18 protein-coding genes and 3 pseudogenes are annotated in these 17,967 nt (G+C 60.9%); 9 read left to right on the top strand and 12 right to left on the bottom strand.

The annotated features are described in order from the left end of the window. Positions 1 to 107 precede the first annotated feature (107 nt). The 3 genes from ACRY_RS00725 to ACRY_RS00715 are packed head-to-tail and all read right to left on the bottom strand — an operon-like array spanning position 108 to position 3,246. Entirely contained in the window at positions 108 to 1,100 is a 993-nt protein-coding gene (locus ACRY_RS00725) for a tyrosine-type recombinase/integrase (RefSeq protein ID WP_011930443.1), read from the bottom strand. Beyond that, entirely contained in the window at positions 1,097 to 2,038 is a 942-nt protein-coding gene (locus ACRY_RS00720; RefSeq protein WP_011930444.1) for a tyrosine-type recombinase/integrase, read from the bottom strand. The genes ACRY_RS00725 and ACRY_RS00720 overlap by 4 nt, the downstream gene beginning before the upstream one ends. Then, the gene (locus tag ACRY_RS00715) at positions 2,035 to 3,246 is read right to left on the bottom strand and encodes a tyrosine-type recombinase/integrase (protein WP_011930445.1); all 1,212 of its coding nucleotides are present in this window, start codon (positions 3,244 to 3,246) and stop codon (positions 2,035 to 2,037) included. Before ACRY_RS00715 ends, ACRY_RS00720 begins: the two co-directional genes overlap by 4 nt. Here ACRY_RS00715 and ACRY_RS20525 point away from each other — a divergent pair. The 3 genes from ACRY_RS20525 (at position 3,145) to ACRY_RS20520 (ending at position 4,423) form a co-directional block, all read left to right on the top strand. Further along, the gene (locus tag ACRY_RS20525; protein ID WP_419465238.1) at positions 3,145 to 3,822 is read left to right on the top strand and encodes a zincin-like metallopeptidase domain-containing protein; all 678 of its coding nucleotides are present in this window, start codon (positions 3,145 to 3,147) and stop codon (positions 3,820 to 3,822) included. The two genes, ACRY_RS00715 and ACRY_RS20525, sit on opposite strands and share 102 nt — an antisense overlap. A 92-nt stretch (positions 3,823 to 3,914) precedes the next feature. Then, positions 3,915 to 4,070, top strand: coding sequence for a hypothetical protein (locus ACRY_RS20015; protein ID WP_011930447.1), 156 nt, complete (start codon positions 3,915 to 3,917; stop codon positions 4,068 to 4,070). A 44-nt stretch (positions 4,071 to 4,114) separates the two neighbouring features. Further along, positions 4,115 to 4,423 (top strand): hypothetical protein, encoded by a 309-nt coding sequence (locus tag ACRY_RS20520; RefSeq protein ID WP_011930448.1) that lies wholly within the window; start codon positions 4,115 to 4,117, stop codon positions 4,421 to 4,423. 702 nt (positions 4,424 to 5,125) lie between these two features. Here the strand turns inward: ACRY_RS20520 and ACRY_RS18385 are convergent. Continuing rightward, positions 5,126 to 5,509 (bottom strand): hypothetical protein, encoded by a 384-nt coding sequence (locus ACRY_RS18385; protein WP_155856288.1) that lies wholly within the window; start codon positions 5,507 to 5,509, stop codon positions 5,126 to 5,128. 208 nt (positions 5,510 to 5,717) lie between these two features. Here ACRY_RS18385 and ACRY_RS18380 point away from each other — a divergent pair, with 208 nt between their 5' ends. Further along, positions 5,718 to 6,320: a PEP-CTERM sorting domain-containing protein gene (locus ACRY_RS18380; protein ID WP_081432818.1), complete on the top strand. Its 603-nt coding sequence runs from the start codon at positions 5,718 to 5,720 to the stop codon at positions 6,318 to 6,320. Between the two features lie 92 nt (positions 6,321 to 6,412). On the opposite strand, the gene ACRY_RS00695 is transcribed toward ACRY_RS18380, so the two are convergent. Both ACRY_RS00695 and ACRY_RS00690 read right to left on the bottom strand, forming a co-directional pair. Beyond that, complete coding sequence (locus ACRY_RS00695) at positions 6,413 to 7,657, bottom strand: MFS transporter (protein WP_050751060.1); 1,245 nt, start codon at positions 7,655 to 7,657, stop codon at positions 6,413 to 6,415. Beyond that, on the bottom strand, positions 7,654 to 8,385 hold the full coding sequence (locus ACRY_RS00690; RefSeq protein WP_011930451.1) for an MBL fold metallo-hydrolase: 732 nt from the start codon (positions 8,383 to 8,385) through the stop codon (positions 7,654 to 7,656). The genes ACRY_RS00695 and ACRY_RS00690 overlap by 4 nt, the downstream gene beginning before the upstream one ends. 85 nt (positions 8,386 to 8,470) lie before the next feature. Between ACRY_RS00690 and ACRY_RS00685 the strand changes: the two genes are divergently transcribed. From ACRY_RS00685 to ACRY_RS18375, 3 genes and pseudogenes are all read left to right on the top strand, one after another. Beyond that, the gene (locus ACRY_RS00685; RefSeq protein ID WP_011930452.1) at positions 8,471 to 9,136 is read left to right on the top strand and encodes a metalloregulator ArsR/SmtB family transcription factor; all 666 of its coding nucleotides are present in this window, start codon (positions 8,471 to 8,473) and stop codon (positions 9,134 to 9,136) included. Positions 9,137 to 9,159: 23 nt separating this feature from the next. Next, a pseudogene (locus tag ACRY_RS00680) lies at positions 9,160 to 9,453 on the top strand (recombinase family protein); the annotation flags it as partial. Positions 9,454 to 10,016: 563 nt separating this feature from the next. Continuing rightward, positions 10,017 to 10,700, top strand: coding sequence for a PEP-CTERM sorting domain-containing protein (locus ACRY_RS18375; RefSeq protein ID WP_231295195.1), 684 nt, complete (start codon positions 10,017 to 10,019; stop codon positions 10,698 to 10,700). A 182-nt stretch (positions 10,701 to 10,882) separates the two neighbouring features. On the opposite strand, the gene ACRY_RS18370 is transcribed toward ACRY_RS18375, so the two are convergent. Further along, positions 10,883 to 11,689: a response regulator transcription factor gene (locus ACRY_RS18370; protein WP_081432816.1), complete on the bottom strand. Its 807-nt coding sequence runs from the start codon at positions 11,687 to 11,689 to the stop codon at positions 10,883 to 10,885. 342 nt (positions 11,690 to 12,031) lie between these two features. Between ACRY_RS18370 and ACRY_RS00665 the strand changes: the two genes are divergently transcribed. Further along, entirely contained in the window at positions 12,032 to 13,285 is a 1,254-nt protein-coding gene (locus ACRY_RS00665) for an ISL3 family transposase (protein WP_011930454.1), read from the top strand. A gap of 310 nt (positions 13,286 to 13,595) precedes the next feature. On the opposite strand, the gene ACRY_RS00660 is transcribed toward ACRY_RS00665, so the two are convergent. The 5 genes and pseudogenes from ACRY_RS00660 to ACRY_RS18360 all read right to left on the bottom strand — a co-directional run. Then, on the bottom strand, positions 13,596 to 15,458 hold the full coding sequence (locus ACRY_RS00660; RefSeq protein WP_011930455.1) for a putative bifunctional diguanylate cyclase/phosphodiesterase: 1,863 nt from the start codon (positions 15,456 to 15,458) through the stop codon (positions 13,596 to 13,598). 5 nt (positions 15,459 to 15,463) lie between these two features. After that, positions 15,464 to 16,024: a heme NO-binding domain-containing protein gene (locus ACRY_RS00655; protein ID WP_011930456.1), complete on the bottom strand. Its 561-nt coding sequence runs from the start codon at positions 16,022 to 16,024 to the stop codon at positions 15,464 to 15,466. Between the two features lie 406 nt (positions 16,025 to 16,430). Further along, a complete protein-coding gene (locus ACRY_RS00650) occupies positions 16,431 to 16,709 on the bottom strand; it encodes a type II toxin-antitoxin system RelE/ParE family toxin (RefSeq protein WP_011930457.1) in 279 nt (92 codons plus the stop codon). Positions 16,710 to 16,711: 2 nt separating this feature from the next. Then, the gene (locus ACRY_RS19405; RefSeq protein WP_155856287.1) at positions 16,712 to 16,885 is read right to left on the bottom strand and encodes a hypothetical protein; all 174 of its coding nucleotides are present in this window, start codon (positions 16,883 to 16,885) and stop codon (positions 16,712 to 16,714) included. Then, positions 16,882 to 17,115, bottom strand: a pseudogene (locus tag ACRY_RS18360) (DUF2442 domain-containing protein); the annotation flags it as partial. The pseudogene ACRY_RS18360 and the gene ACRY_RS19405, both read right to left, overlap by 4 nt. Before the next feature lie 224 nt (positions 17,116 to 17,339). Here ACRY_RS18360 and ACRY_RS00645 point away from each other — a divergent pair. Continuing rightward, positions 17,340 to 17,960 (top strand): annotated as a pseudogene (locus ACRY_RS00645) (helix-turn-helix domain-containing protein); the annotation flags it as partial. Between the last annotated feature and the right edge of the window lie 7 nt (positions 17,961 to 17,967).

Here is a 17,967-nt window from a genome sequence, read left to right as displayed (position 1 = left end):
CACGGCGCTGCATGAGCTGGGGCATAATGCCGCGATCCGGATTATGCCGCATGGCCTCCGCTGGAGGCCGGATAGCCCGGCATTGGCCATGCGGCTGTTCGGCATAATCAGAGCCCTTCCAGGAACGCGAGGAGTTGATCGTCGGGCCGGAACCGGCCCGACGGCGTGGCTGGAGCGGCGACGCGAGCGAGCGCCTTTTCCTTCATCCGCATGTCGGCATGGATGTAGATTTGGGTGGTCTCGACGTTCTCGTGACCAAGCCAGAGCGCGATCACCGCAGGATCAACGCCGTGGTGGAGCAGGTCCATCGCCGTGCTGTGGCGCAGCGTATGTGGCGTGACCTGTTTCGTGCCGATGCTCGGGCACGCGCGCGACGCCGTGAGGCAGTGCTTGCGGACCAGATGCTCAAGAGCGTCACGGCTCAGCCGTTCGCCCCGGATCGACGGGAACAGCGGCTTGCCCTCATCTTTGTCGTTGCCGATCCACGTCGCCAGCAGCTTGGCTGTCTCGCGGCGAAGCGGGGTGGCGCGCTCCTTCCGGCCCTTGCCCATGCAACGGATGTGCGCGCCGGTCCCCAGCACGACATCGCCCCGCGTGAGGCCGACCAGTTCGGAAGCCCGCAGGCCTGTCTGGACCGCAAGCAGGAGCAGAGCGTGATCGCGCCGCCCCGCCCATGTTGTACGATCCGGAGCCGCCAACAGCGCCGCCATTTCCTCGGCATCGAGGAACGTGACCGCACGCTTCACATAGCGCTTATTGGGCATGGCGAGGATGCGCTGGCAGTGCAGCAGCCAAGTCGGATCGGTCATCGCGACGAAGCGGAAGAACGATCGGATCGCGGCGAGCCGGGTATTACGGCTGCGAGCGCTATTACCCCGCGCGGTCTCGGTGTGGGCGAGGAAGTCCGCGACCAGATCGGCGTCGATGTCTTCGACCGTCAGGTTGACCGGCGGCTTTTTGCGGCGGGCGCTCGCATATCTGAGCAGCAGCCGGAACGTATCGCGATAGCCGGCGACCGTATGTCGGCTCGCCTCCAGTTGCGTGCAAAGCCGGTCGGTGAAGAAGCGCTGGATCAGCGCGGGCAAGGTGACGGCGTTCATTGTGCCATCTCCCCGCCGCTCGCGGTGGCACGGGCTATCGCCAGATCGAGCAGTTCCGGGACCGCCTCCAGATACCAGTATGTTCGGGAAGGGCTGCTATGACCCAGATAGGTCGTCAGCCGGATCATCTCGCGCGCCGGATCCTTGCCGGTCCGGTACCAGTCGATCATCGTGCGCACGGCGAAGGTGTGGCGCAGATCGTGGATGCGTGGCCCTCGGCCATGCCGATGGTACTGCTGCTCGGATCGCAAGCCGATCTGCTGGCACGCCTGCGCGAAGTTGTAGCGGGCCGTGCAGTCGGTGAGCCGGGTCGCCTTGTCGGTTACGAACAGCGGCACCGCCGGATGACCGATCAGCCGATCGCGTTCGATGCGATAGTTGAGCAGTCGCTCGACGGTGCTGGGGTCGAGCGGCAGCAACCGCTCCTTGCCGTTCTTGCCCTGTCGGACGCGCAGCACACCATTATCGGCGTCGAGGTCGTTCCCATCGAGCGCGAGCGCCTCGCTGATGCGCAAGCCCGTGACCGCGATGAGCGCGAACAGTGTCGAGCAAGTCAGCCCGCGCAACCCGCAGATCGACGGCAGCGCCTTTGCGGCCGCGATAATCGAAGCGACCTCGGCATTGCTGTAGATATGCGGACGCGAGCGCATGACAGTGTCCGGCAACAGGCCCCGTGGTGGGGGTTCATGCGCCGGATCGAAGCTGCTCAGCCACTGCGCGAAGAGGCGCACGGCGGTAAGCCGCGCCGCTCGCGTCATGCCGTTGGCCTCGCCGAGCGTAGCGTGCCAACGCAGGAACAGCGCCGTGTCGATATGCGTCACACGCTCGCTGTCGGCGAACCGCGTGAAGCGGCGAAGGATGCGCTCGCTGGTGCTCAGGTCGTAGCCGAGGCGGCGCCGCACAGCCAGATAGCGGTCGAGTTGGAAGGTGAGGCTCATTGCGCGCCTCCCGCCACGGGCCAAGGCATTGCCACTGACCGCAGCCCATCGATGTCGAGACGGGCATATATCATCGTTGATGTGCGTGAGCGGTGCCGCAGCACATCGCCCACCTCGTCGAGCGATGCACCCGAGTTCACTAACTGGGTGGCAAGGCTATGACGCAGCAGGTGCGATCCCACATAGGGCGTTACCGGCTTCTGGCCAGTCGCCTTCAGCGCATCCTTGAGAACGGCGTTGACGATCTGGCTGTCCTTGAACGGACGGTACGGCGCGCGATGGGTGACGAACATCGTGCGACAGGACGCGGGTCCGCGTTCCTCGCGCAGATAGCGGCAGAGGGCCTCGCCAACCTCCGCGCTGATCGGCACGCGATCGTGGAGCTTCCCCTTGCCACGCACCAAGAGTTCGCCCGCGCGCCAGTCGATGTCGTCCAGCTGGATCGCGATGACCTCGGCAGCGCGCAAGCCGAGCCGGGCCATGATGAGCAGCATCGCATAGTCCCGAGCGCCGTGCCGGGGGCTGTCGCGCACGCAGGCGAGCACCGCCTCGACGCCCTCGGGCGACAGATGGCGCGGCAGTCGTGCGCCCCAGCGCTTCGCCGCCCTAGGCACGCTCAGCGCCAGATTGGTCGCTGTCGCGCCGCTGCCGAACAGATATTGCAGGAAGATACGAACATGCGTTGCCACCGTTTTGTCGCGACGCGCGCCTGCCAACACATGCTCGATGAAGCTGATCACGTCGGCAGGCCGCAACCGCCCCGGATCAACTATCGCATCACCAAAGCGATGATCGAGGAACCGGTTGGCGAACCGCAGCGTGTGATAGATCGTCCGCGGACTCAGGCCGCGATGCTTGACCAGATAGGTCTCGAAGTTCGCCAGCAGGGTCGCGCGCGCCTGCTGCGCCTCGGTCAACGGCACCGGCTGCGTGACGCCGATATCGAGCAGATGCTGCGCGAACCGGCGGGCCAACCTATACGGCCATACCGAGCCCGTCTTCTTGCGCGGCACCTTGCGTCCCAGATGCTCGGCCATGTCGAGCGTCAACGCCGAAGGACTGATGCCCTCGACATCCATCGCGTGCCCCACCTTCCGCAGGATCGATTGGTAGGTCTTGACCGTGCCGGCGGTGTAATTCTCCGCCGCAAAGCTCTCGGCGAACGAGTCCAGATACGGCTCGATGCAGGTCTGCAAATATTGAGGCATGATCGTCGTGCTCCATGTTGTTGGAGCGATGAAGATTATGCCGAATGGGATTGGTGCGATCATACCGCCAACCGCGCCCTGCCGAGCAGATGCGGCATAATCCGGATCTCGGCATTATGGCCGTTATGCCGATGTCGGCATAAGGGGCACGCCACAGGGCACCCCTCGCGGCTGAACCGGCCGGATCTTGGCACCCCGTTTGGATCGGAAGCCTACGCGCGGGAGGAGCTAAGGGCGGAGATCGCCTCGCTGATGATCGCGGACAAGCTGGGGATCGGCCATGATCCGGGCCAGCATGCGGCCTATGTCGGGAGCTGGATCAAAGCCTTGCAGCAAGACGCGCGAGAGATCTTCCGGGCGGCTGCCGATGCCGAGAAGATTTCCGGGTATCTGATGGCGCTGCGGGCCGAGCAGAAGGCCGGGCAAGCCGTTGGCCGGGGTGACAGCCAGGCAGGCGAACAGGCGCGTGGTTACTGGCAGCGGGCCGCTGAGAGTGGTGCTGAAATCCGGCGGGCGGAACGAACCGAACAGCCCGAGCAGGAGCGGCAGGCACGGCGTACAACGGCAGGGCGGTAAATGATGAGGATCTGCCAACTAAGGTATCTGGACTGCGCGGTGTAGACGAGAAGACGCTCTACAACCGTTTCATCCGCTGGAGCCGGGTTGGCGTGTTCAGCCGTATCTTCGCGGCCCTGGCGGCCGAGGCCGACACGCCGGAACGGCTGATGTTCGATGCGACCCACCTGAAGGCGCATCGCACCACGGCCTGCCTGCTTCAAGAGGGACTTTTCCCTGCTGTATCGGGCGGACCAAGGGGGGCCTGAACTCCAAGCTTCACGCCGTCTGCGATGGGCAGGGCCGTCCGATCATGATGCTTCTGACCGAAGGCCAGATGAGCGATCACAAGGGGGCGACGATGATGCTGCCCACCCTGCCGTTGGCCCGCGAACTGCTCGCCGATCGCGGCTACGACAGCGACGCGTTCCGCGCCGCCCTCCTCGAACGCGGTATCACTCCCCTGCATTCTATCAATCCGGAGCAGGAAAGAGCCGCTACCGCACGACAAGGCGCTCTACCGGCAGCGCCACCGCACCGAGAACATGTTCGGTCGGCTCAAGGACAGCCACCTCTCCGCCTAGCGCCAGGCACTCGGCCCATTACGGCATCTGGCGTATAGAGTGGAATATTATTCTGTCAGGAAGTTTTACACTCGACGGGGCGATGTGCTGGTTACCCATGAGTGGCCGACTTCTCATGAGCATGACTTCGCCGGGATCGATGAACTCGCGCATGCGATGCGGACTAAGTTCGTGGTGCATGGGCGTCATCACCATAGCTATGAGGGCCGCACGGCTGATGGAATCTCCGTCCGGGGGCTGGGGATCGCCGATGCGAGGATCCTGGCTGCTTAAGATTGCGCAGACGAAAATTCACAAAAATGAGCTATGCGGAATTTCAACTATTCCGCGAGCCTTGACATCGATAAGATCGAAAATGAAAAAGCGGTAATATGTTCGACAAGAAAGGGTCTTTGGGATGGTGTCGCTGCGGCAACGCTTCATTCATGTCGTGGATTGCATCAGCGCGAAAAGCGTCATTCTCTATGATCGTCCGATCGCGTCTTTTGCTGTTGTGATGATCAGTGTCATCGCTGTCATGGACATAGCCTTCTATCTTCACGGCCATCACCGTGCCCAGTAGCGAGGAATAGGTAGAATCCCAGCGCCGATGATGCGGGCCACGCTCGAATTCATCAGGCTGGTTGTGATACACACGTTTGTAGGGCAAGGGGCGTCGGGCCGAGAGGCGGTTTGATGCGGCGCGAATGATGGTTGACTAGCTGTAGCTTAGCTTCCTCGTGCCAATCGCGCCGGCGAATTCAAAACCAGATGAACAACGCCAGAATAACGGCCCAGGCCGCGATCGAGACAAGAAAAATCAACAGCGCCGCCTTCGGCCAGGCGAGCCGTTCGGCATCCTCGTGGCGTATGTATCTTGCCGCGGCACTCAGACGCGAAATAACTCCGACATCAATTTGCATCAATTGTATCCATACGGCGAAGACCTCGGCGTGGTTGGGGGGGCGGTGTTTCAGCATCCCCTGGGTCCGTTGATCAGGCTGCCTGGGCGGCTCTACCTGGATCTTGCTGAGCGATCCAGTTCCATGCGCATCAATTCCAGGGGACTTTCGACGAACTTCCATGATACGGGTTCTGGCATTACGGCTATTCGCCAAATTTATACAACCAAAGATGTTTTTCATGAATGACTCGACCAAAAGTAGTGTCAGTATATTTTACATCTCGCTTGTCTAAAATATTTTATTCATTGATTTTACGAGCTTATTTAGCTCGGCATGGGAATTGCTTGTTCTATTTTGCGGCCAAAATCGGCGCCTCCCCTGCGTAAAGCAGCCGAACCGAAATGAACCGACCGCGTCAGTCAACGCCAGCCTTTCGAAAGGGACGTTCATGTTGAAGTTTAGCCATGTTGCCAGCGCTGTCGTCATCCTGGGGCTTACAACGGCAGGCGCTCGCGCCAGCCTGATCGCCGATGGCCTCACCTATACGCTGACCGAATCAGCAACAGCCAATCCCTTAACGGATCAGTTCACCCTTAATATCGCAGGCATAAATGGCCCTTCCGATACAGAAGGTGGGCGCTATGGCGTACAGTCGTTTGCTTTCAACCAGCCATCAAATTTTGCGAGTGCTCTGGCCCCGTCAGGATTCACAGAATCAATAGGAGGTCTAAACGCAAACGGCTGTAATGGAACTGGAAATTTCTACTGCTTCATGGCCGAAACAGCCCCGACCGGCCCGGCATTGCCAGCCAATGCAAGCATTAATTATGTATTCAATGTTACGTTGTCGTCTGGTACATTTTCCGGATATAATCCGGATTTTAAGATTAACTGGGATGGGACAAAGAATAATTATGATCTTATATCGGAAACCCTGACGCCGACATCCGGTACACCAGTACCCGAACCCGACTCCCTTCTTCTGCTCGGCACTGGCCTTGTCGGTCTTGGTTTGGTCGGGCGGCGCAAAATCTCCAAACGCTACCTCTGAATAGAGGTAGGGGTGGTGGCACGGAAGTGCATTTTACGTGCGGCACACGTGAATACACACAGAACTGATATGTTGGGCTTTGCCGTGTGGCTTTATTTCCGAGAGAGATCCCGCATGAGCCAGCCGCCGGATGCGGCCACGAGGATCGCCGTAATCCAGAGCGTCGGGAGGGTTGCCTGGGCGAATTGGGCGATAAGCCCGAGTAACAGGGCGCTGAGTGCGTAGCCGGTGTCGCGCCAGTAACGGTAGGTCCCGAGAGCCTTGCCGCGGATCAGTGGCGCCGCTTGGTCGGACATTGCTGCGATCAAGTTCGGGTAGAGCAGCGCCATTCCGATGCCCATGACGATCGCTCCCGGCAACCAGAGCGAAACATCGCGCCCGGCCGCCGTGATTGCGATGCCGGCGGCAAGGAGGAAAAACCCGGCGATCACCGGCGTCCGCCTGCCGACCCGGTCACCCAAGTGGCCAGTCCAGAGCTGTGAGACGCCCCAGACCGTGGCGTAGGTGCCGGTCAGCCAGCCGATTTCGATCAGCTTGGCGCCATGTGCCTTGAAGCACAGCGGGAACATCACCCAGACCAGCGTGTCGGCGATCTTGTTGACGACCCCGCCCTGGCAGATCGCCCGCCCAACCCGATCGCGAAAGGAGATCCGGACGAAGATCGCGCGGAGCGTGAGCGTATGATCCTGCGATGCGCCAGCATCGGCCTCGGCATGTTCGGCCTTTACCCAGGCAAGCGTGTCGCGCACACGGGTGATCGTGGCGAAGGCCAGACCAATCGTGGCCATGCCGAAAATCATCAGGGCATCGCGCGCGCCGACCGCCTCGGCCAGCAAGGCAGCACAAGCACCGGCGATGCCGACGGCCACATATCCAGTAGCCTCGTTGATGCCGACGGCAAGCCCGCGCTGGTGACTGCCGGCGAGGTCAATCTGGCTGGTCACCGTCATTGTCCAGGTGAAGCCCTGGCTGATCCCGAGAAACACGTTCGCGATCACGATCCACCACCAGTTGGGTGCCGCCCAGATCAGTAGCGGGATGGGAATGGCTGCGATCCAGCCGGCAATGAGGACAGGCTTGCGGCCGAACCGGTCGGCGAGCCCGCCGGCGACAAGGTTGAGCGCGCCCTTCACCAGGCCGAAGGAGAGCACGAAACTCGCGAGAAAGAGAAAGGCACCTGGAGCGACGCCGAACTCGTGCGCGAGGGTCGGCAGGACCGCGCGCTCCATGCCGATGACAAGACCGACGAAGAAGACCTGTAGCGCCTGTAGGGTAAACTGGCAGCGATTGGCCGCGATGCCGCGGATATGAGCCGAGGCGTTTGTCACTGTGGTCACGCGGTGAAGCCCGAATTCCACGCACGCAGTTCGGCCGCGCCTTCGGGCGGGGGTGGAATATTCTCGAGCATGAATGCGACAAATTGCTCCCGATCGTCGATCCGGAAAGCGGGATTATGGCGCCGTTCGAAGCCGATCGTCGAAACCGGTTTGCCGGAGAGACCTCGGCCGCAGACCGAGCCGGCCAGAGCACCGGGGAGCACCTCGATATGGTCGGGCAGCGCCTTGAGCCGGGCGAGGCTCGTGAACAGGTCGCGCGCGCCGCGCGCGGCGTCGGTCGCAAGTTCGGTCCGGCCGACATCGCCCACCATGAGCGTGTGGCCGCCGAGTACGCTCCATGGCTCATCCGCGCGGGTGCGGTCGGTCACCGTGAGGCAGAGATGCTCCGGCGTGTGACCCGGCGTGTGCAGCACCTCGAGCACGACATTGCCGAGTTCGAGCCGTTCGCCGTCTGCGAGGCGGCGGCACGCATATGAGACCTCGGCGGATTCGTGGATGGCGTATTCGGCGCCGGCCGCTTCGGCCAGCGCGCGGCCGGCGGAGCGGTGATCGGCATGCAGATGCGTGTCGATCACGAGGTGGATCGGCGAGCCGGAGGCCGAGGCGGCGTGCAGATAAGGTTCGATCGGAAACAGCGTGTCGACGACCACGCCGGCGCCCTTGCCGACACAGCCGAGCAGATAGGAGGCCGCCGTGGGATCGGTGTGCAGGAGCTGTCGCAGGATCATGAGTGTTGCTCCCGGCTGACGTGGCGATCTTGTCGCCAGCGCGCCATCACATTATCATTCGCGATATTGATTGAATGAGTCGAAGATGAAGTCAAGCAGCGGTCCAAAGCAACAGATTTTCAGCCATCTCGCCGAGATCGCCGCTGCGCTTGCGCATCCGCACAGGATCGAAATTATCGAACTGATCGCCCAAGGTGAGCGCAGCGTGGAGGATCTTGCCGAACGGATTGGCCTGTCGGTCTCGAACACGTCCCGCCACCTGCAGATCTTGCGCCGTGCCCGCCTTGCGGCGCCGCGGCGAGAGGGCAAGAACATGTTCTATAGCCTGGTCTCCGAGACCGAGGTGGTGACGTTGCTGGGCAGCCTGGGGCGAGTGGGCGAACGGAACATCGCGGCAATCGACCAGGTGATGCAGGCGTATTTCCGGGCGCGGGATTCTCTCGAGCCCGTATCGCGCTTGACCCTGCTTGAACGCCTGCGCGAGGGCAGCGTGACGCTGCTCGATGTCCGGCCGCCGGAAGAATTTGCTCAAGGGCATCTGCCTGGGGCGCTCAATGTCACCCTTGATCACCTTGACGCGATGCTGGACAGTCTTGCATCGCGCTCGCCGATCGTTGCCTATTGCCGTGGGCCATACTGCGTTCTCTCCTTCGAGGCGGTGGCGCGTCTTCGCACACGTGGCATCGAAGCGATGCGACTGGAGGAGGGTTATCCCGAGTGGAAGGCGGCAGGCTTTCCTGTCAAAATCTAGAAGTTTCTCAGCTGCGTCGCTTTTCACTGGCCGAGCGGTGGGCCGATACCACGACGCCGGCCGGCCGCATGGTGCTGACTGTGTTCGCCGGCATGGCCGATTTCGAGCGGTCCCTTATTGTCGAACGCACCAGCACCGGCAGGATCGCAGCCAAGGCGCGCGGTGTGCGCTTTGGGCCGCGGCCTGCTCTCGCGGCCGAGCAGATCGCTCATGCCCGTCAGCTCATCGAGACGGACGGCAAACCCGTGGCCGAGGTTGCCCGTTTGCTGGGTGTCCACCGGGCCACACTCTACCGAGCCTTGGAAAAACACCAATAGGGCGGCCGGGGAAGGGCGTTCGATTTCCGAAGGTCCTAAATTAGGGAATGCGGCAAGTTCCCGGTCGCGTTGCTGACAAATTCGTCGGACCAGAGGGAACGAAAAACTGACCATCAGGCCGGGTAGCGGGACAGGGTCGGACATTGGTCAAGTACAGTAATCTCGGTTGCTGCGGGATGCGCCCTTGCTCACCTCTTCGTTGGCAAATCAGCGACAAGCTCGCACAGAATAGCCAAGATGAGTATACAAATGGCTAAGTACTACTTAAGAATAAGGTGGGCATCGAGATATTCTGAATACGTGGATGCGAGACAAGCAGACGAAAGGCATCCCAATGCTTACAACCTGGAGTGAATTTTTTATAAAATAACTATCTAGCGTATATATTGAAATAATATTCTGTCAGGAAACTTTACACTCGACGGGCCGATGCTCGATAAACATCTGATTCTATTCATATTGCAAATACGGCACAATTTTTGCCTGATTATTGAACGCACTTCAATGTATGAAGTGTCCGTGGTCATTCATGGCATGATTTCTCAAACGTTTGGAGATTGAACATGTCTAGCGTCCGCAAATATCTGTTACATGGAGCCGTGGTGCTCCTCGGCCTCACGGGAATAGCGCGGGCGGATATTTATAATCCGACCTGGCTAGTAACGGCCTGGACCACAACGACCGGTAAGATTGGCGGCACCAACTTCATAAACGCTGCAAGCCAGCCTGCGCCATCGGCCGTAGATGCACTGGCTTCCTTCACATACTCAGGGCAGTTGAATTTCGACAACACCAATAACCAGGGACAGTCGAATACGTACGCCGACTTCTTTACGAATACCGCCAACATCTCAAATTTCAGCGGTACGGGTGGTGAGGCTGCGTTCCTTGGAACCACGATGAGTTCTCCAGGAAGCTCGAATTATTCATATCTGGAGTTCTCGCTCCAAGGCCCCGCTGCGAATATAGCTGCAGGCACCTACGTCACGATCACCCACGACGATGGCGCCAGCAGCTATGCAAACGGCAACAAGGTGACTTACTCGCCTGGCGAAACTCAAGCCGTCAGCGATACCGGCACGTTACCTGTGGGATCGATGACAAGTTTCGCTGTCGACTACGTTGAGGCGAACGGAGCGCCGGCAGTTCTCAAAGTGGACGTACCGGAACCGGGCAGTGTTCTGCTCCTTGGAACAGGCTTGCTCGTTCTCGGTCTCGTTGTTCGGAGGCGGCAGAAAACCCTCTGAGACCCGCTGGTCGATCCTGACTGATGCGGTCCCGCTCACCCGGGACCGCGTTTCAGGAGGGATATCTTTCTGCCGCATGCATCTCTGCTGGTTGGCTGTCCCGCGGCATGATGGTGTAATTTAAACGAAGGTAGGACAGCTCCTTTCCAAGCATCATCGTTGGATGAGATAGACACAATGTGCTATAATTTTGTGTCGATACTTTTTTCATATAATTCTATATTTTTTGATAATTCATTAAAAAATCTACTCCCGTCACCAACCAATACATATCCAAGAGAGCTTGATGACTTTATTTGATAATCAGAAATTCCAATCAATCGAAGTTTCTTTCTGATTCGTGATATAAGATTATCTACACTTCTGTCAGGCTGCTTATGATAATATCCGCGCGTATAAATCGAAAGATCTTGCCTATAAACGATTTCGCCCACGTTTTCTACCAATTTATTTAAAACTTTGATTTCATTAGGAGTAAAATACTTGTAAAAGTTGTTAAATATCAGTATATTGTCATCAAATTCTGAGTTTTGTTTTTTCGTATTTATATCATTATCGTTAATTATACGAGAATTTTTTTTATTTTTGATTATTCTTTCAATTCGTACGTTTAAATCGCGCCTTCCTACATTATTAACGATATAATCATCTGCGCCGAGTCTCAGAATATTTACAGCATATGCCTCATCATATACCGCAGATATAACGATAATTGGAATTTCTATTATTAGCTTTAGCTCAGAAAGCATTGTAATTACGTGAGATGAATAATTCTCGGAATATAATATACACAAATCATAATTCGAATCCTTTTGTTCATAATCGAATATTGAATAGAATATAGCTTCATCGTCAGCCGTAACAATGGACTCAAGAATAATATTTTTTGAACGGAGGGCTTTCACAACGTCTTTTTCGTATGATATTACGCACAACGAATACGGATAGTTATTTTTATTGTTTCGATAAACGGTGAAGGCAGCAGACATTTATGCCTCCTCGACGCCGCGAGTGGAACTTCGGCGGTTCCTGAAAGTGGCGTGACCACCACCGCAGGTAGCAGCCCTGCCACGCTGGGGCCAGTTTCTTGGTTCGGCTGGAGTGCCGTTTCTTCGTCCCGGCCTGATCGTGCGCGGGGCGTCGTGCACAGCCGCGGTCAAGAATGGCCGCAGGCCATCGCGTAGCGACGCGCAGCGTTCTTGACGGCGGCGAGCACGGCGCCAGTCTTGAGGCAGACGGGCCGAGCAGCCGCATCCCGCAGTCCGATCGCGCATTGGCGCGGCATGCGGTGCCAGCCCGCACGGGACACTCTGATTGCGCGGAGCACCGCCATGGCAAGCAGCGACATCTTCACCCTCGGCCTCGGACTGACCCCACCCTGGCGCGTGGTCGACCAGCGGTTGGAAACCGACTACCAGCCGCATGAGTTGCATCTGGCCGTCGCCGCCGACCCAGGCGCCCGCTTCCCCTGCCCAACCTGCGGCCGGCTGTGCAAACCGCACGACTGGAAGGAACTGAGCTGGCGGCACCTCAACTTCTTTCAGCACGCCTGCATCATCGAGGCCCGTGTGCCACGCACCGACTGTCCGGAGCACGGCGTACTCCGCATTGCTGTGCCTTGGGCACGTCCCGACAGCGGCTTCACGCTGTTGTTCGAGCAGGCCGCGCTGGCTCTGATGCGCGAGATGCCGGTTGCCGCTGCCGCGCGCATCATCGGCGTCACCGACCAGCGGCTGTGGCGCATTCTGCGGTACTATGTCGGCCGGGCGATCGAGCGGCTCGATCTCAGCGGGGTCGAGGCGATCGCACTCGACGAAACCGCGGCCAAGCGAGGCCACAGCTACGTCACCGTGTTCATTGACCTCGATGCGGCCGAGCGCCCGGTGCTGTTCGTCACCCCCGGAAAGGGTAAGGAATGCATGACCGCCTTCCGGGCCTTCCTGGCGGAGCACGGCGGCGAGGCCCGCCGCATCGCCGAGGTGGTGTGTGACATGTCGGCGGCCTTCCTTGCTGCTGCGGCGGAGAGCTTCCCGCAGGCCTCGGTCACCGTGGACTGGTTCCACGTCGTGCAGATCTTCACCACCGCGGTCGAGCAGGTGCGGCGCGCCGAGGCGCATCAGCACAACCTGCCCAAGGGGGTACGCTGGGCCACGTTGAAGCGACCGGAAAACCTGACCATGGCCCAGCGGCAGGCGCTCGACCAGTTGGAGAACAGCGGCTTCGCCACAGCCGAAGCCTATCGCGCCAAGGAGATGCTGCGCTGGGTTCGCCTGGCCGCAACGCCACAGGCCGCGCGCTGGCGGCTGACCAACTTCCTCAACCACGTCACCGCCCGGCTGGACGATCCCGACCACCTGCTCGATCCTGTTCGACAGGCCGTCGATACCGTACGGCGCAATGCCAAGCGGATCATTCGACGCTGGAAGTCAGGCCATTCCAATGCCCGCCTCGAAGCGCTCAATGGGCTGTTCCAGGCAGCCCGCGCTCGCGCCCGAGGCTATCGCAACACCGCTACCTTCGCGTGCATCATCTACCTGCTCGGCGCGCCCATCAACGCCATGCTCGACGTCTTCCATTCCACTTGAGACGTCGAAGAGCCACATTTATAACCCTATGGGAAATGAAGATGGCTAAATATGATATCACAATATGAAGGAAAATGCCGCCAGTGGCATTTTTGTCAGCGACGATGTCTGGGGGTTCAGGACATGTGAGCAGAGCGCCAGTCAGGCTCGACCGATTGTGCGGCGTTGCTCGATGAAGACCTACCTGCCACGTCCACCGCAGGACTACCCCCTTTGGTCGCCAGCTTGTGCATGACCGATTCGCGCAACGACGATCAGTTCGAAGCCTATGTCAAGCTAATGAGCTATCAGCCTAGCTGGCCCGGGTTGCCTAACCAGGCGAATCCGCAGGTATCGGTGTTTTCGTCATCCTGCTCGTAACGTCGCGGCCGACCTCCGCGCTGAACCGGGCGATCGGTGCCGGTCGGCCGATCAGGTAGCCCTGCAGCAGCGAGCATCCTGCCGCGCGCAGCATGGCGGCCTGTTCCTCAGTTTCCACCCCCTCCGCGACCACCGAGACGTCGAGCGCGCGGCCGAGCCCGAGCACCGCCATCACGATCGCCTCCGCCTCGCCGAGCCGCCCGAGATCATTGACGAAGGAGCGGTCGAGCTTGATCTTGTCGAAGGGGAACATCCGCAGCGTCGCCAGCGAGGAATAGCCGGTGCCGAAATCGTCGAGCGAGATCGTCACCCCCAGCGCCCTGATCCGCGCGAGCACCTCGGTCGCCGCCTCGGCATTGGCGAGCAGCAGCGACTCGGTCACCTCGAGTTCGAGCCGCCCGGCCTCCAGACCGGTCTCCTCCAGCACGGTGGCGACAAGATCGGGCAGCCCGCCGTCCTGGATCTGCAGCGCCGAGATATTGACGGCGACGCGCAACTTTACCGGCCAGCCCGCTGCCTCGCGGCACGCCTCGCGCAGCACGAAGCGGCCGATCTCGATGATGCTGCCCGACTCCTCGGCGATCGGGATGAACACGGCCGGCGAGACGTCCTCGCCGTCCCGCCGCCAGCGTACCAGCGCCTCGAACCCGACGACCCGGTCGGACGCGATCTCGAACAGTGGCTGGTAGTGCACCGCCATTTCGCCTCGCTCGCAGGCGCCGCGCAGTTCCGCCTCCATCCGCCGACGGGCGAGCTGGGCCTCGTTGATCTCGGTGTTGAAGAAGGCGAAGCCGTTCCGTCCGGTCGACTTCACCTGGTAGAGCGCCATGTCGGCATGCGAGAGCAGGGCCTCGGCGGTCGTGCCGTCATCTGGCGCCAGCGCGATGCCGATCGAGACCGTCGCCGCCAGCGCGCGCGCGCCGGGCTCGGCGAGCCGCGCGCTCACCGCCCCGACCAGCCGCCCGGCCAGCGCCCCGGCGTCCCGCGCGTCGCCGATCCCGACTTGCAGGACGACGAATTCGTCGCCGCCGATGCGGGCGATCATGTCGCTTTCCCGCGCTTCCTGCCGCAGGCAGGTGGCGAGATCGACCAGCAGCCGGTCGCCCGCGGCATGGCCGAACAGGTCGTTCACCGTCTTGAATCGGTCGACATCGATGACATGGACCGCGAATTTCGTACCCTGCCGGCGGCCGGCCTCGAGTTCCCCTTCGAGTTGCTCGTGCAGCCGTCTCCGGTTGGCGAGCCCGGTCAGCGGGTCGTGCTCGGCGAGATAGCGGATGCGCTCGGTCGCCCGCCGGCGCTCGGAGATGTCCTGGGTGATCACGAGATACCCCGCGAGCCTGCCCTCGTCGCGCAAGGCGGCGACCTCGGTGCGGAACCAGGCCTCGCCATCCGCCGCCAGCCATTCGAGCGTCCCGCCATCGCCCTGGAACAGGGCGGCCATCGCGGCACGACAGCCCGGGCCCACGCGGTCGAGGAACCAAGCGGTCCCCTGCAGCGGCGCGGCCGCCGCATCCGGCAGGCCCGCCGCGGTGCCGACCGGCACGACCTCTTGGTCAGGCAACACCAGTTGCCAGGCCGAAAGCCGTGCGATGCGCTGCACGTTGTCGAGTGCCCCGGCATAGGCCAGGCTGCGCTCCACCGCGCGCTGGGCGGTCTCCAGCATGAAATTCGCGAGCAGCGACAGCTTCTGGACCGTCAGGTCCGCGCTCGCCGTCCGCAGCCGCACCGACAGGTCGCCGGAGACAACGCCACACATCGCCTCGCACAGGGCCTCGACCGCGGCGCGATCGAGCGTTTCGGCCTGATCCATGCGCGTCAGGCCGCCAGCGCCGGTTTCAGCCTCACCTCGATGATCGCGGCGGCCGAGCCGACATCGCCGTCGAGAAAGCTGATCTCGGCCACCTCGCCCCTGCGCGCGGCGAGGCAGTGGGCGAGCGCGCAGTAGAAATAGCCGAGCCGGTTCGACGAGCGGTAATGAATTCGCACCCCATCCGGCAGCGCCTCGACCCTGAACTTGTCGGCCACCTTTCGCTGCCCGCTGGCCCGCAGCCCACAGGCGAGGCTGCTATGGATCTCCGGTTGCAGCAGGAGAAAGCCGCGCGTATCCGGCGCAACCTTGAAAAATCCCGAGAAGGTGCGTTCCGCCCAGTCGAGGAAGAACGCCGAGATCTCATCGAATACGGCCTCGGTTGTCGTGCCGGTTTCCGCGGCGATCGCATCGACCAGCGCGCAACAGGACTCGTCGTCATATTCCGTATCGAGCCGGAAGGTCTGCCCGTCCGGAAATCCCGCTCGCCCGAGAATTCCCGCCCTGGCCTCAGGCGGAACGCGGGTCTTGAGGTACTGATCGATCGTATGAGGAATGATGCCCAGCATTCGATCCTTATCGCACGAAATACTTGATTTATGGTTATCTAAATCGCCCTCCGCCGTGAGGATGCGTTGCGTCTGGGATGGGGTGGACAAGAAAATGGCGACCCCATGGTCCAGGGTCGCCGAGTGACCGGTCGCTAAATGCTGAGACGACTGGAAAGGCTACCCAAAAAGCCTTGTCCGGAGTTTGAAGTGCGTTTTCCAGCCCTGATTTCAAGGCGATATTACGCTCTCGTGTCATGGCGGCAGACTGGCCACCGCCCCAGATCACATCTCAAAACACGCATATTGTAACCCCGCCAAACCGGGCCATATCGGGCCATGAAGCGGAAAGCGATCTCCGCTGACGTTCCCTCCCAATCTTAAAACTTGGCGGCCTTAAAGGCCGCCATTTTCTTTTTGGCATTCATCACGGTCGTTCCTGGGCTTCGTGCCAGATACGGAGAATCCGCACCGTATCGGATGACGTATCGACCTCATACACGATCAGATACGGCCACACCGCCACCAGTTCCCGGGTGCCGGCGGCCAAGCCCACGCGGCCCCGGGTGGGAAACAGCGCCAGGCTGTCGCCGGCGAGAACCAGTCCACGCAGAACGCTTGAGGCTGCGTTCGGGTTGAGCAGTTCGAGATAAGCAACAATGACATCACGATCTTCCAGGGCAAGCTGATGCCATTCGACCTGCATGCTCAGTGACCGGCGATCGCCAGGTTCAGCCGCTTGATCTCGCGCAGGAGATCGGCTCGCACCTGCTCATGCGGCACGGGCGAGCGGAGATCGGCCCGGGCTTCGGCGACGGCGGCCTCGAGGAGCCGCCGCTCGGCCTCGAGTTCAAGATCGATCTGGGGAACGGTCCGGTTCATGCCGCCGAGGGGATCGAGCGAGGCCGATGGGTCTGATTACCGCGGCCAGCGAGCAGGCCGGCGATGGAAATATCCTCGTCCAGCCCCTCCCAATGAAGACCGCGCGAACTGATCCGGCATGCAACACGCTGTTCCGGCGTCGCATAAAACAGGCGGGGGAACCATGCCAGCGGAACGCCGAGAACTCGGCCGTCATCCAGCGTGATCCACATCGAGTCCTTGTCAAACTGCTGATTCCGGGCTCAATTCGCCCGGGATTCCGATATTAACTCGCCCGGGATTCCGGGAATTATTCGCCCACCTATTCCGAGATTAATTCGCCCACCTGTTCCGACTTTTATTCGCCCAGGCGGGCGGGGTTGGCCGGGTCGGATTGAGGTCTCTGCTGGCTGGTTCAGGTTCCCTCCCTTTGTCTGATCGAGGGAGTGGATGAATGCCAGTGGAGCGGATTGCGATGCGCGATGTGCGCGAGATTGTCAGATTGAGGATGGCGGGGCTTTCGACCCGCCAGGTGGGGATCCGGGTCGGGGTTGCGGCATCGACGGTGCGCTTGACGCTGCGGCGACTGGAGGCGGCCGGGCTCGATGGGCCAGGGGCTCTGGCGCTGTCCGAGGCGGCCTTGGAAAGGCGCTTGTTCGAAGGCTCGGCGGGCAAGCGGCCGGGGCATCGACGTGTGGATGAGCCGGACTGGGGGCGTATCCGCCGCGAGTTGCAGCGCAAGCACGTGACGCTGTCGATCCTGTGGGACGAGTATATCGCCGAGCACCCGGACGGGTATCGCTACAGCCGGTTCTGCGAGCTCTACCGGAGCTGGGAAGCCCGGCTGCCGGTGACGATGCGCCAGACCCACGCATCGGGCAAGAAGCTGTTCGTCGATTATGCAGGCGACACAGTGCCGGTGGTGATCGACCGGCTCACCGGCGAGACGCGTGCGGCCCAGATCTTCGTCGCCGTTCTCGGCGCATCGAGCTTCACCTATGCTGAGGCGACCTGGACCCAGACCCTGCCGGACTGGATCGAGGCGCATAATCGCACTCTGGCAGCAATTGGCGGCGTGCCGGCGCTGCTGGTGCCGGCACTGT

It is taken from the genome of Acidiphilium cryptum JF-5 (assembly GCF_000016725.1).
GTDB lineage: Bacteria > Pseudomonadota > Alphaproteobacteria > Acetobacterales > Acetobacteraceae > Acidiphilium > Acidiphilium multivorum.
The sequence above is the reverse complement of the archived record's forward strand: the minus strand, read 5'-3'. Positions and strand labels throughout refer to the sequence as shown.

Excerpts from the sequence above, each read along its gene's own strand:
- ACRY_RS00725 (WP_011930443.1), bottom strand. The coding sequence starts at position 1,100 with ATGAACGCCGTCACCTTGCCCGCGCTGATCCAGCGCTTCTTCACCGAC.
- ACRY_RS00720 (WP_011930444.1), bottom strand. The coding sequence starts at position 2,038 with ATGAGCCTCACCTTCCAACTCGACCGCTATCTGGCTGTGCGGCGCCGC.
- ACRY_RS00715 (WP_011930445.1), bottom strand. The coding sequence starts at position 3,246 with ATGCCTCAATATTTGCAGACCTGCATCGAGCCGTATCTGGACTCGTTC.
- ACRY_RS20520 (WP_011930448.1), top strand. The coding sequence starts at position 4,115 with ATGATGCTTCTGACCGAAGGCCAGATGAGCGATCACAAGGGGGCGACG.
- ACRY_RS18385 (WP_155856288.1), bottom strand. The coding sequence starts at position 5,509 with ATGAAAAACATCTTTGGTTGTATAAATTTGGCGAATAGCCGTAATGCC.
- ACRY_RS18380 (WP_081432818.1), top strand. The coding sequence starts at position 5,718 with ATGTTGAAGTTTAGCCATGTTGCCAGCGCTGTCGTCATCCTGGGGCTT.
- ACRY_RS00690 (WP_011930451.1), bottom strand. The coding sequence starts at position 8,385 with ATGATCCTGCGACAGCTCCTGCACACCGATCCCACGGCGGCCTCCTAT.
- ACRY_RS00685 (WP_011930452.1), top strand. The coding sequence starts at position 8,471 with ATGAAGTCAAGCAGCGGTCCAAAGCAACAGATTTTCAGCCATCTCGCC.
- ACRY_RS18375 (WP_231295195.1), top strand. The coding sequence starts at position 10,017 with ATGTCTAGCGTCCGCAAATATCTGTTACATGGAGCCGTGGTGCTCCTC.
- ACRY_RS18370 (WP_081432816.1), bottom strand. The coding sequence starts at position 11,689 with ATGTCTGCTGCCTTCACCGTTTATCGAAACAATAAAAATAACTATCCG.
- ACRY_RS00665 (WP_011930454.1), top strand. The coding sequence starts at position 12,032 with ATGGCAAGCAGCGACATCTTCACCCTCGGCCTCGGACTGACCCCACCC.
- ACRY_RS00660 (WP_011930455.1), bottom strand. The coding sequence starts at position 15,458 with ATGGATCAGGCCGAAACGCTCGATCGCGCCGCGGTCGAGGCCCTGTGC.
- ACRY_RS00655 (WP_011930456.1), bottom strand. The coding sequence starts at position 16,024 with ATGCTGGGCATCATTCCTCATACGATCGATCAGTACCTCAAGACCCGC.
- ACRY_RS00650 (WP_011930457.1), bottom strand. The coding sequence starts at position 16,709 with ATGCAGGTCGAATGGCATCAGCTTGCCCTGGAAGATCGTGATGTCATT.
- ACRY_RS19405 (WP_155856287.1), bottom strand. The coding sequence starts at position 16,885 with ATGAACCGGACCGTTCCCCAGATCGATCTTGAACTCGAGGCCGAGCGG.